This window comes from Corallococcus sp. bb12-1 (assembly GCF_026626765.1).
GTDB classification, from domain to species: domain Bacteria; phylum Myxococcota; class Myxococcia; order Myxococcales; family Myxococcaceae; genus Corallococcus; species Corallococcus terminator.
The window spans coordinates 403,075-415,202 of sequence record NZ_JAPNJZ010000002.1 but is presented as its reverse complement, the minus strand read 5'-3'; the positions used below and the strand labels follow the sequence as shown (position 1 = coordinate 415,202).

The window sequence follows — 12,128 nt, the reverse complement described above, 5'->3', positions numbered from 1 at the left end:
TGGGGAGACGAAGGGCGCGGCAGCCTAACCGGCCTGCCCCGGGCGCGAAGCGGGAAGCACGCGTGCACCGGCGGACATGCGGGCGTGCGCCAGCCCCCGCGCAGCAGGCGCGGGCGGACGCGCTCCCCACCGCGCGCTCGAATCTGCTATCGCGAGTCATCCCTATGTCGGACCTCACACTTCCAACGGACAAGGCAGGACGGCAGGAGCAGCTCTCCGTGCTGTTCACCGAGGCAGTGCCCCACAACCACGCGCTCGGCCTGCGGCTGGTGGACGTGGGCACCACGGACGCGACGGTGGTGATGCCCTACGCGGACGTGCTGGTGGGCAACCCGGAGACCGGCGTCGTCGCGGGCGGCGCGGTGACGACGCTCATCGACGCGACGTGCGGCACCGCCGTGCTCGCGCGGCTGGGCACCTTCGCCGCCATCGTCACGCTGGACCTGCGCATCGACTACCTGCGCCCCGCGCGCCCGGGCCTGGAGCTGACCGCCCACGCCGAGTGCTACAAGGTCACCCGCCTCATCGCCTTCGTGCGCGCCCTGGTGCACCAGGGCGACCCGGAGCAGCCGGTGGCCTCCTCGCAGGGCACCTTCATGCGGGTGGAGGACTGAGCGCCATGAGCCCCCCTGCCCCTCCGCTCGCGGACCTCGTGCGCACGGTGCGCCAGTCACGCGAATACCACCGCCTCACCAACGCCATCCCCTACACGCGCTTCATGGGCATTGGCGTGGAGAACCTCGCCGGGGAGATGCTCTGCCGCATGCGGTACACCCCGCACCTCATCGGCAACAGCCTGCTGCCCGCGCTGCATGGCGGCGCGCTGGGCGCGCTCCTGGAGTCGTCCGCCATCTTCGAGCTGCTGCTCCAGACGGACACCGGGCGCGTGCCCAAGGTCATCTCCAGCACCGTGGACTTCCTGCGCTCGGGCAAGGCTCAGGACACCTTCGCGCGCGCCTTCATCACCCGACAGGGCCGGCGCGTGGCCAACGTGCGCGTGGAAGCATGGCAGGACGACCGCACCCGTCCCATCGCCAGCTCGCACGCGCTGTTCCTCTTGTCGGAGCCGTGAGCCTGCGGGGCCGCTAGCGGCCCACGTCGATGAGGTACGTGCGGCGCTTGCCCGCGTTGTCCCAGACGATGAGGGTCGTCTTTCCCACCGCCAGGCCGGAGACCTGGACGCCGTCGGCGCCCGTCGTCTCCACGTCCGCGATGGTCGGGTCGCCCAGCGCCACGCGGCTCAGGCCTGGCACCGTGAGCGTGCGCTTCGCGCCCTTCTTCAACGTGAGGGTCTCGTCCGCGGAAGGAGCATCCACCTTCTCCTGGGCCACCTTCTTCGCCGATTCCTTCGTCGCCCTGGACGGCTCCTTCGCGCCCACGGGCACGCACGCCAACACCAGGGTTGCCAACGTCAGGAGCGTGAATCGGGAGGACATGGTGCGACCTTTCAGGTGTCTCCGGTGGACTCCGGAGGAGCCCCAGCGTCGCATGCGTGCGCATCCGACGTCGCCAATGTCTCGCGTCATTCGCTGACGTCATGGAATGCAGCACTGGCGTTGTTACAGCGTCGTTCCCATTTCTACAGGGTCGCTGCCGCGTCTTGCATTGAACAGCGTGCACGGGCGCACGGAGTCTCGCCTCGGGGTCCGCCGGGTGCAGGACACGCGTTCCGGTCCCGGGTCCCGGTAGGGGCGCGCCAGTGAACGGGACCGCACGTCAAGGGCAGTCGGCACGTGCCCTGCTAGCTCCTGGAAGCAGCACTGACGCAGGGGCCTTCCATGAGCGAGCGCGAGACGAAGCTTCGGGAGTTGAAGGAAACCGCCCACGCCCTGTTCCAGCGGGGCAGGTATGCGCAGTGCGCGGAGACGTACTCGCAGTTGGCGAGGCTGCTGCCGCACGATGCGAACGTGCGCGTGCGACTCGCGGAAGCGTGCCGGCGCGCGGGGCAACGGGCCCAGGCGATCGCCGCGTACCGGGATGCAGCGACGATACTGATGTTGCTGGGTTGCGCTTCCCGCGCGCGGGGGGCGCTGAAGGCCGCGCTGGAGTTGGATCCGCGCGACCCCGTCCTCCAGATGGAGGTGGTGCGGATGGGCCAGGGCGAGGTCATCACGACGGCGCTGGAGGATGAACAGCCCTACACCTCCGCGAGCGACTTCTTCGACCGGCTGCCCCCCACGCCCCCGCCGGGGCACATCCGGAGCCTGCCCCCTCCTCCGCCTCCGCCCTTCGTGCTCAACGCCGCGCTGGAAGCGGGCCCTTCCGGGAGCCTGCCCGTCGCGCCGTCCATCACGCCCATGCATGCCTCCGGAGCCCGGAACACGCCGCCTGCGCGGATGTCGGGACCCAGCTCGGGTCCGGGCCGCGAGGCCCTGCTGCCGCATCACCGGCCCGCGCAGGTCGCGGCCCGGGCACCGGAGAGCGCGACGGAGCGCCTCGCGCGTTCCATCGCGCATGTCGCGGCGGGTGAGCACACGCACCCGGCGGTCCGGGCGCCGGGCGCCGCGCCAGTCGCGACGCCCGTGGGTGCACCTTTCGCGGGTCCGGTCCCGCATGGTGCTCCGGCCGTGCGGGGTTCCACGCCGCTCCCCCACGGAGCTCCAGTGCAGGGCATCGCGCCGACCGTGGTTCGGTCACCGGCTTCCAGTCCGGCTCCGCATGGGGCTCCGGTCCAGGGCACTTCGCCGACCGCTCGGGCACCGGCTTCCGGTCCGGCTTCGCACGGGGCTCCGGTCCAGGGCGGTTCTTCGGGCGTGACCGCGGTCCGTTCCCACAACCCCGGTCCGGTCCCGCACATCGCACCGCTCTCGGCGCCGCTTCCTTCCACCCGAGACACCCTCCCGTCGGCATCGTCCCACGCAGCGCCGCAGAAGGCCCTGCCCGGGGCGCTGCTGGCCCTGCCCGCGTTGTCCTGGACGCAGCCGGGGCCCGTGGCGCCCGCCTCCAGCGCGCCGGTGTCGAGGTCCGAGCTGCCTCCGGAGCGCCCCACCGTGAAGGTCATCGCGCTGCTGAACCGCTCGCCGGAAGCCGCGCCGACGCTGCCTCCTCCCGCGCCCCTGCCGCGCTCGCAGGTCGGGCATCCGCATGCGTCCTCGCTGACGATGCCGCCCCTGGCCACGTTGCCCTTCAAGCCGGAGATGCGCCGCCTGGCTCCGAACGTGGTGGCCCTGCGCGTGTCGCCCCAGGCTCGCTGGGTCATCATCCGCTCGGACAGCGACCTGCAGGTGAGCCGTTCGGAGGCACTGCCTGGAGACGCGACCGCGTCCCCTTGAGCGGAGCGGCTTCATGCAGGACGCCCGATGGGCCTCTCACGGCACACGGGACGAGAACACAGGGTTGCCAGCGGCACGCCTCGGACTGCCAGCGATGCATGCCGTGGCGCCGCCCGTACCCCAAGACGCACACTGGGCCTTCGACCTCGTCTTCAAGAGCAACAATCACTTCGAGCACTTCAAGGCAGCCACCTCGCCGAGAGCCTGGCCTCTTGGGACAAGGCACCCAGAGCGTGGGGGCCACGAGCCATCCGGCGACCGTTGTTCACGGCCAGCGCCACACAGAATACACCGTGAATTCGTTGGGCAGCACGGTGGCTCCGGGCTTGGAACCCGGCTGCTTGAGCACGCGCCCACTCTCGCCGCCCAGCACGAGACAGACGGGATAGACCCTCCCATCCGGCAGCCGGGCCTCGGTGTAGCGAGCGATGACGGCCTCCTCATCCCACTCGTAGATGCCTGGGCCCGTCCACAACCGCCCATAGAGCAACGTGCCGGCGGGCAGGGCCGGATCCGTCCAGGATTTGCCAACGATGCGCCCCACGATGGGTCCATCCTGGTAGGTGCCATCCTCACTGGGGTCACCCGGCTGGTTGATGTCGACAATGGCCCGGAGAGGCTTGGTCAGGCGGAGCTGCTGGAACATGGCCTGCGTTGCAGCCTCGGGGCAGCGCACGTTCGTGGCGGGGAGCGTTGGCACACTCGGGCAGGCGAGTCCCACGGTGGCGCACAGCAACGCAGCGGCTTGCCGCACTGGGGTAGAGCGCCGGAGAGCAGCGATGGATGAGGGAGGCGTCAGGGAGGTGGGCACGGACAAACTTCCTTTCTCAGGTGAGGGTACGAGCATGCTGAGCGCCGGCCACAGGGCCAGCAAAACCGCCAGCGCGCCGCACAAGCCCCACGTCACGACGCGACCGCGGGTACGCGGAGGAGGGGCGGCGGCGATAGGTTGAGCGGCGGCGGCCGGCTCCGATTCCTCCGGGACCGGCACGTCCACCTCCGTGCTTCCCGCCTCCCCCTGCACTTCTTGAGGGGCTGGTTCCTCTGGCAGCGGCTGCTCCAGGGAGACCTGCCACTCCGGCTTCCTCTTCTCCTTTGCTGCGTCCCACAGCGCCTGGAGGAGGGCTTCCGTATTGGCGAACCGGTCCTCGGGACGCTTCGCGATCAGGCGCAGGGAGATGTCGCTCAGCGTGCGAGGCACCCTGGGGTTGATGACGTGAGGGGCGGTCGGGTTCTTCGTCGCGATGGCGAGAACAAGCTGGTCGTAAGGTAGCTTCGGATCGAAGGCATAGACATCGGAGAGCGCCTCGTAGAGCAGCGTGCCCAACGCGTAGAGGTCGCCCGCGGTGCCCGGCTCGAAGGAACCCCCTCCCTCCCAAGCGCCTTCTGCAAGAAAAGCCAGACACTCGGGGGGCAGGAGGTGTGGCGACGTTGGTGGCACCCCCACCGTCAGGGTGACCATGCCCGGTTGTCGCGCCACGCCGAAGTCGATGAGGACGGGGTGCCCATCCTCCTTGCGGATAAGGATGTTGGCCCCCTTCAAGTCCCGGTGCCACAGGTGGCGGCGATGCAGCTTGTCGACGAGCCGCACCACCTCGGTGAAGACCTCCAGGAGGCGCGCGGCGGTGGGCTTCATCCGCCAACACCACTCGGTAAAGGTCTCTCCCTCCACGTAGTCCGTCACGAAGTAGAGGTAGCCGGAGGGCCCCAGCCAGTGGTCCAGCGCATGGACCTTCAGCCCGGTGTCATAGGCCATGTGGATGGCCGCCTCGCGTGAGACGCGTCCATCCGCGTTCTCCTCCTCGGACGCATGTTGGCCCGCGGGCCGCAGTGCCACCTTCATCGTGAACGGCCGGCCGGGGTGCTCCGCCCGCTCCACCTTGAAGAGGCGTCCTCCCCCGCCACCACCGAGAAACTCGAGGATCCGCCAGGGACCTACCTGGTTTCCGGCGGTGAGATGGTCGGGATGCAGGGGCGACATCGTCATGTTCGGGTCCTCTTCCCTCGTTCAATCGAGGGGATGCCTACAGCCGCACGCCCCTGATGGGCAGGGATCGTCCATTCGCGGTGTCCGACAATTCGAGGAGCAGTTCATCCTTCTCCTGCCAAACAGGCGCTCCGGTCTCCACGAGCACCAGTCCCTCTTCACCGGGTGCGAGCTGGGGCTTGACCGTGCGCAAGGACTTCACCTGGATGGACTGGCCGCGCACCGTCGACAGGCGCGCCACGCCCGGACTCCAGACGCGTTGGCCCACGAGGTTGCGTACGCGCACCGTGACGACGGCCCATGCCCTGGTCCGATAGCCCATGCCACGTTCCACATTGAGCCCGCTGGCGTTCCCGGGAGGAACCGCCGCAATGAAATCCGAGGTGCGGACGTCCGAATCCAGGAGCCCTGAGAGGATGAGCCCCGTCGGTCCGCCGTCACCGCATCGACCCTGCAACGCGACGAGCTGGGCTTGAACCTGCGTCAACTCCAACTGGAGTGCTTCCGCGTTCCGTGCACGGCGAAGAACCTCCACGGCCGCGTCCACCTGCTCGCCGGCGGGGATGAGGATGAAGATGGCCTCTTGGGGAGCAGCGCCATCCGCGAATCGCACGGTGAGCAGGAGCCGCTCGTCAGCGGTCAGGTCCACCTTGGGCTTGAAGGTGACGGTGCGCTCCTCCACGACGAATCGTTCGAAGTGGGTGTCACGGCCCTGCACCATCACGCTCTTGGGCAGGAGCTGCGAGTCGAAGGTGAGCGTGGTGAGCACCCCCTTCGCCACTTGCACCGAGGCATCCACCGGACTCGACATCAGTGAGACAGCACGTTGCCGAAGCAGCCGGGCAGGGGGAGCGGACTGAGCCGCGGCGGTTCCTGCCACCAGCAGAGCCAGGAGCGAGAGCCAACATGAAAAGTAGGGCACGTGCGGAAGGACCTCCAGGGTTTCATCCTAGCAGGGCGGGTCCGCGACCATCGTTCAGATGCACCTACCGACTCTTCGCCCCCTGAACGACTGGCTCGGGTCCAGCTCAAAGCCTTCGAGGAGCCATGCGATGGTCGAACATGTGCGCAAGGGGTTGTGGTGATGACGCTGGAGGAACGGGTGGCTCGATTCGCGCGGAACGTCGCGGCCCAGACCGATGCCATCCGGCAAGGCGACGCCAGGACGGGGAACCGCCACGCCAGGCAGTACACGGCGGCGCTTCAGGAGCTGCGTGCCCAGGGAGATGCCGGCCGGGAAGCCCTCACCGTCCTGCTGACGCATCCCCGCACGGACGTTCGCGCCATGGCCGCTGGCTTCATGCTGCGCTACCGCACGGCGGAAGCCAGGGCCGTGTTGGAAGCAGCGGCGAAGGAGGGAGGCGTGGGTGCTCTCGACGCCATCATGACCCTGCGACACTGGGACAACGGCACCTGGGCGCTGGATCCGGAGTAGCCCTCCGGCCCCTTCACGCCTCGGAGGCACTGCCTGGAGACGCGACCGCATCGCCTTGAGCGATGCTCTGTTGGCGGAGAGCCCCACCGTCGTCACCCGAAACAAATGACGCGAGGATCGCCTCATGCCGAAACGGTTCTTCAAACTGACCGATGATCCGTACATCTCGGGGCGTTGGGAGCTGGGACATCCCCTGGATGAGCAGGGACACAAGCTGGAGGACCCCTGGCAATTCAGGATCGGCCAGCGGGTCTCCACGCACGAGCGCATCCGGATCCCCATCGACATCGCCGGCGCGCCCCTCGACTACTCCCACGCGGCGTTCAGCATCCCCATCGTCCACGCCCGGGTGGCGTCCCTCTTCACCGCTATTGCCTCCGACGACGTGCAACTCATCCCGGTGGAGCTCGACACCCCGGCCGGGCAGCACTTCATCCTCAACGCCACGCGCCTGATGAAGTGCATCGACGACGCGGCGAGCGAGGAGGTGCGCTACTGGACCCCTGAGGACGGGTTGCCCGAAAAGACAGGCACCTACTCCTCCGTGGCCGGGATGCGCATCGACCCGTCGAAGGTGGGCAACGCCAAGGTGTTCCGGACCTGGGGTTGGACCGTGGCCTTGATTGTCCCTGGAGACCTCAAGGAGGCCCTGGAGCAGGCGGACATGACCGGCATGCGGTTCACCGAGGTGACCGGAACCGGCTCCGACCCCTGAAAGGGGCCGCCCCCACGCGTCCTACATCGACACGGACTTGTTCGGATCAATGAGGCTCTGCAGCGGGCTGCTCGCGTCCTCGGCGTCGTGCTTCTCTTCCGGCTCGTAGGCGCGGACCTGCGCTTCGCAGTGGTTGCTCTTGCGGCTCTGGTGGCAGTGCCGGATGCCGTAGACGTGATGGCAGCCGCACGGATCCACGCGCTTCTTCGCGCACAGCGCCGGGTTGAACACCGGGCCTGCGGTCATCTCCACCGGCCCCGCTTGCAACGACATCGCCAGCACCACCCCAGTCAGAAACCCCATCGCCCACCCCCTTGATGCACGACAGAGAAATGGGAATGCCGATCCAGGGCCGCAAGCCCCAGGCTTGTCCGACTGCCGATCAGTGCACTCCTACCGACAAGCCCCTCGTCCCTGGGCCCTCCCTCCCCACCGCCCCCACCAGGCAGGCAACCTTCCGGATGTCCGAAACCCCACCTCCGTCAGATATGAAGGACGGCTTCGTCCCTGCCGCGGGTTCACCCACCTGGGGTCACACGCCATGAGCTGGAAGCAACACCTGGAAAAGGTCTCCGAGGGCCACTACGTCCTGCCACGCACGAAGACCATGCGCGTGCACGCGGACCTGTTCCTCTCCGACAAGCTCCTCTGGGGAGACGGCACCCCGGAGTCCCCCGGGATGGAAGACGCCGTCTTCGACCAGATGGTCAACGCCGCCACCTTCCCCGGCGTCACCCGCGTCGCCGTCACCCCCGACTGTCACGTGGGCTACGGCGTCCCCATTGGCACCATCGTGGAGACCGACGGCATCCTCCTGCCCACCGCCGCCGGCTACGACATCGGCTGCGGCATGGTCCAGCTCCAGACCTCCCTCAAGGTGGAGGACGTGGCGGACCCCGCCAAGCGCCGCCAGTGGATCAACGAGGTCACCGAACGCATCGCCGTGGGCGTGGGCGCCAAGCGGGTCCGCAAGCAGCGCAAGCTCAGCGAAAGCACCGTGAAGGAGGTGCTGCGCCACGGCGCCAAGGCGCTGGGCCGGGGCAGCTCCGTCACCGAACGCGACTTCATCCCCGTGGAGGACACCGGGGTGGACATCCCCGTGCGCGCCTACGACAAGCGCGGCCAGCTGGGCAGCCTGGGCGGCGGCAACCACTTCACCGAGATGCAGGTGGATGAGCTGGGCCGCGTCTGGGTGATGCTCCACACCGGCAGTCGGGGCTTCGGCTGGAACATCGCCAAGCACTTCTTCGTGGAGGGCGCGGCGCACCTGGGCCTCAAGAGCCGCAGCGAGGACCTCATCTGGCTGGACGCGGACAGCGCCCTGGGCCGCTCCTACTGGAACCTGCACAACATGGCGGCCAACTTCGCCGTGGCCAACCGCCTGCTCATCGGCGAGGCCGTGTGCGGCGCCCTGGAGGACGTGTTCGGCGGCACCGCGAGCATCTACTACGAGATCTCCCACAACCTCATCCAGCGCGAGGCCGGGAAGTTCGTCGCCCGCAAGGGCGCCACGCGGGCCTTCCCCGGCGGCCACCCCGCCCTCAAGGGCACCGTGTGGGAGTCCACCGGCCACCCCATCCTCATCCCCGGGTCCATGGAGACGGGCAGCGCCATCCTCTTCGCCGAACCCGGCGCGGAGAAGTCCATCTACTCGGTGAACCACGGCTCCGGCCGGCGGCTGTCCCGCGCCGCCGCGCGCCGACAGCTCCAGCAGGAGGAGACCGACCAGCGCATGAAGGAGGCCGGCATCCTCCTCAACACCCGCACCACCCCGCTGGACGAGTCCGGGCCCTGCTACAAGAACCTGGACGACGTGCTGGAGACGGTGGAGCAGGCCGGACTCGCCCGGGTGGCCCACCGCCTCAAGCCGGTGGCCTGCATCAAGGGCGCGGACTGAGGGGCTCCGTCGGGGGGCTCGTGGGGGAGCCCTGGCGGCGCTAGAGTGGCTGCCCGCCTGGAGCCCCACCCATGAGTCCCCTGCCCCCCTCCCCCCGGACGCCCGCGCCCTCACGAGAGGCCGAGCTGGCTCGCGCCGAGTCCGACATGGCCCGGCTGGAGGAGCGACTCGCCGAACAGGTGGCCCGCGCCGCCGCCGACGCCGCGTCCCTCACCGAACGGCTCGGTCAGATGCGCAAGGCCCTGGCCCGTCCGGAGAGCGCCGGGGACTCCCGCCTGTCCCAGTGGGCCGTGCGCTTGGAGGACACCGAGTCCCCCGCGCTGCCCCAGGAGTTGGAGCAACTGCGCGAGAAGGCCCTGGATGCTCGCGAGGCCGCCCTGGACACCCGCCGGCAAGCCGGGCTGGACCTCCAGTCCGCGCTGCGCGTGCACCAGGAAGACGCTGGCCGCGTGGTCAAGGCGCTGACGGACGCCGAAGCCGACCTGAAGCGCGTGGAGGCCGCCGCGAAGGCCCGCGCGGAAGCCGAGGCGAAGGCCCGCGCGGAGGCCGAAGCCCGGACCGAGGAGCTGGCCCGGCCCCCCACCCTGACGCCCGCGCGGGCAAATGCGTCCACGGATCGGACCTCCCGCGACGACACGCCCACCCGCTCGGACAAGCCGGCCCGCGGCAAGCTGCCCCCGCCGCCCGCGAAGGACGAGGCGCGCAGCAAGGGCCGGGTGCGGATGCACACGACCATCGACATGCGCAGCGACTCCAACTTCTTCACCGGCTTCTCCATGGACATCAGCGAGGGCGGCATCTTCATCGCCACGGTGGATGCGGTGCCGCGCGGCACGTCGGTGGACCTGGACTTCACCCTGCCCGGCGGCCGGCCCCTCACGGTGAATGGCGTGGTGCGCTGGGCCCGCGACGGCAACGACCGCACCCCGGAGCTGATGCCCGGCGTGGGCGTGCAGTTCACCTCCCTGCCGCCGGAGGTGGCGCACGCCATCTCCTCGTTCGTCGCCACGCGCGACCCGATGTTCTACCCGGACTGAGCTCGCGGCACGGGGCCCGGCGGCCCGCCAGTCGACCCCGACGGCGACAACATCGAAGCGGTCCACCACGGCATGCCGTGAAGCGCGGTCCGTCACAGGGAGCATCCGCCCCCTTGTGATACATGCGACGTTTCTTCGATGCGGTCTTCCCCGACCCGTTCGTCAATGCTATGCGCAGCCGGGTAATCCATTTTTAAGCTGTACACCCGGACATCACTGACGACACCGGAGGGCCTCGGACGAGGCCTCCACGGAGAAGACACCTTGAAGCCCACTTCCATCATCGCCTCCCTGGCCCTGGCCGGCGTGCTGTCCGCCTGTGGCCCGGGTGAATCACCCGAGCAGCAGCCGTCCTCCGTGGAGGACGTGGGGAGCGCCACGGCGGCGCTGGACTGCGCGGCGCTGAACGCGCCCGTGTACATGCGCGTGCGGCCGGCCACCGGCTCCAGCCTGCTGACGACGAACCCCACGGAAGCCACCAACGCGGGCACGACGTACGGCTTCACGGATGACCGGGGCACGCCCTTCAAGGCCTCCAAGAACGCTGTCACCGGCCTGTCGCCCGTGTACCGCCTCTACAGCCCGGGCAAGTCCGAACACATCGTCACCATCGACGCCACGGAGCGCACGAACCTCATCGCCTCCGGCTACACTACCGACGAGGGCGTGGGCTTCTACGCCTCCAAGACGGCGGACGCGTGCCTCATCCCGGTCTACCGCTTCAACAACACGACGCTGCAGAAGCACCGCCACGCCGTGACCCAGGCGGAGCGTGACGGCCTCACCGCCGCGGGCTGGACGAGCGAGGGCATCCAGTTCTACGCGGCGCCCACCACCGCGCAGCCGGTGGACACGAAGTTCACCTTCGTCGTCATCCCCGACACTCAGCAGGAGACGGTCTACCAGCCCGCCCGGCTGACCCACCGCATGCAGTGGATCGCCGACAACAAGACGGCGCAGGACATCCGCTTCGTCATGCACACCGGCGACCTGATGGACTGGGACACCGCCGACCACATCCACTACCAGCGCGCCAGCGATTCGTTCCAGGTGCTGGACACCGCCCAGATTCCCTACGCCATCGCCCTGGGCAACCACGACACGGCGGCGGTGTGCCAGGGCGGCAGCGCGTGCCCGGGCAACGTCAACGCCAACCTGCGCAACACCACCACCTTCAACGCGTACTTCCCGCTGTCGCGCTTCAAGGCGCTGGGCGGCGTGTTCGAGACGGGCAAGTGTGACAACGCCTACCACACGTTCAGCGCGGGCGGCCTGAACTGGCTGGTCGTGAACCTGGAGCTGTGGGCGCGCACGGACTCCGTGAACTGGGCGAAGACGGTGCTGGCGCAGTTCCCCAGGCACAACGTCATCTTCATCACCCATTCGCACCTGAACGGCAGCGGTGGCATCGAGCAGGGCAACGGCGGCTACGGCAACAACAGCCCGCAGTACGTGTTCAACAACCTCATCAGCCAGTACGCCAACGTGCGCTTCGTCTTCTCCGGCCACGTGGGCAACGCCGCCTACCGCACGGACACCGGCGTCCATGGCAACACCATCTACCAGATGCTCAACACGTACCACGACGGCACCACGAACCCGACGCGGCTCGTGGAGATCGACACCGCCGCCAACACCCTCTCCACCCGCGTCTACGCGCCGCTGACGAACACGGAGCGCGCGGATGGGACGAAGGCGTACAGCAACGTGAACTGGGTGCGCTGAGCGCATCCCCGCAGAGGCCACCGGGCCCGCTTCCCTCCTGGGGGAGCGGGCCTTGTCGTG

General features: G+C 68.9%; 12 protein-coding genes. 8 read left to right on the top strand and 4 right to left on the bottom strand.

Annotation, left to right across the window (positions count from 1 at the left end; all coding sequences use genetic code 11):
* Positions 1–164 precede the first annotated feature (164 nt).
* Together OV208_RS07640 and OV208_RS07635 are read left to right on the top strand one after the other, a co-directional pair.
* Positions 165–614, top strand: coding sequence for a PaaI family thioesterase (locus tag OV208_RS07640; protein ID WP_120545859.1), 450 nt, complete (start codon positions 165–167; stop codon positions 612–614).
* A 5-nt stretch (positions 615–619) separates the two neighbouring features.
* Positions 620–1,072: a PaaI family thioesterase gene (locus tag OV208_RS07635; protein WP_120545858.1), complete on the top strand. Its 453-nt coding sequence runs from the start codon at positions 620–622 to the stop codon at positions 1,070–1,072.
* A 13-nt stretch (positions 1,073–1,085) separates the two neighbouring features.
* Here the strand turns inward: OV208_RS07635 and OV208_RS07630 are convergent, their stop codons facing one another.
* Positions 1,086–1,436 carry a pilus assembly protein N-terminal domain-containing protein gene (locus tag OV208_RS07630; protein WP_267573157.1) on the bottom strand — a complete coding sequence of 117 codons (351 nt, stop codon included), beginning with the start codon at positions 1,434–1,436 and terminating at the stop codon, positions 1,086–1,088.
* Positions 1,437–1,778: 342 nt separating this feature from the next.
* On the opposite strand from OV208_RS07630, the gene OV208_RS07625 reads away from it, so the two are divergent.
* Positions 1,779–3,272 carry a BTAD domain-containing putative transcriptional regulator gene (locus OV208_RS07625; protein ID WP_267573156.1) on the top strand — a complete coding sequence of 498 codons (1,494 nt, stop codon included), beginning with the start codon at positions 1,779–1,781 and terminating at the stop codon, positions 3,270–3,272.
* 265 nt (positions 3,273–3,537) lie between these two features.
* On the opposite strand, the gene OV208_RS07620 is transcribed toward OV208_RS07625, so the two are convergent.
* Complete coding sequence (locus tag OV208_RS07620; protein WP_267573155.1) at positions 3,538–5,259, bottom strand: serine/threonine protein kinase; 1,722 nt, start codon at positions 5,257–5,259, stop codon at positions 3,538–3,540.
* A gap of 37 nt (positions 5,260–5,296) precedes the next feature.
* A complete protein-coding gene (locus OV208_RS07615) occupies positions 5,297–6,181 on the bottom strand; it encodes a DUF2381 family protein (protein ID WP_267573154.1) in 885 nt (294 codons plus the stop codon).
* Between the two features lie 162 nt (positions 6,182–6,343).
* Here OV208_RS07615 and OV208_RS07610 point away from each other — a divergent pair, with 162 nt between their 5' ends.
* Positions 6,344–6,694 (top strand): DUF2019 domain-containing protein, encoded by a 351-nt coding sequence (locus OV208_RS07610; RefSeq protein WP_267573153.1) that lies wholly within the window; start codon positions 6,344–6,346, stop codon positions 6,692–6,694.
* Positions 6,695–6,818: 124 nt separating this feature from the next.
* A complete protein-coding gene (locus OV208_RS07605; RefSeq protein ID WP_267573152.1) occupies positions 6,819–7,409 on the top strand; it encodes an imm11 family protein in 591 nt (196 codons plus the stop codon).
* A gap of 21 nt (positions 7,410–7,430) precedes the next feature.
* Here OV208_RS07605 and OV208_RS07600 read toward each other — a convergent pair whose 3' ends face one another.
* On the bottom strand, positions 7,431–7,712 hold the full coding sequence (locus OV208_RS07600; RefSeq protein WP_267573151.1) for a hypothetical protein: 282 nt from the start codon (positions 7,710–7,712) through the stop codon (positions 7,431–7,433).
* 238 nt (positions 7,713–7,950) lie between these two features.
* Between OV208_RS07600 and OV208_RS07595 the strand changes: the two genes are divergently transcribed.
* The 3 genes from OV208_RS07595 (at position 7,951) to OV208_RS07585 (ending at position 12,068) form a co-directional block, all read left to right on the top strand.
* On the top strand, positions 7,951–9,306 hold the full coding sequence (locus OV208_RS07595) for an RtcB family protein (protein ID WP_267573150.1): 1,356 nt from the start codon (positions 7,951–7,953) through the stop codon (positions 9,304–9,306).
* A gap of 71 nt (positions 9,307–9,377) precedes the next feature.
* Positions 9,378–10,343: a TIGR02266 family protein gene (locus tag OV208_RS07590; RefSeq protein WP_267573149.1), complete on the top strand. Its 966-nt coding sequence runs from the start codon at positions 9,378–9,380 to the stop codon at positions 10,341–10,343.
* A gap of 264 nt (positions 10,344–10,607) precedes the next feature.
* Positions 10,608–12,068, top strand: coding sequence for a metallophosphoesterase (locus OV208_RS07585; protein ID WP_267573148.1), 1,461 nt, complete (start codon positions 10,608–10,610; stop codon positions 12,066–12,068).
* Positions 12,069–12,128 lie beyond the last annotated feature (60 nt).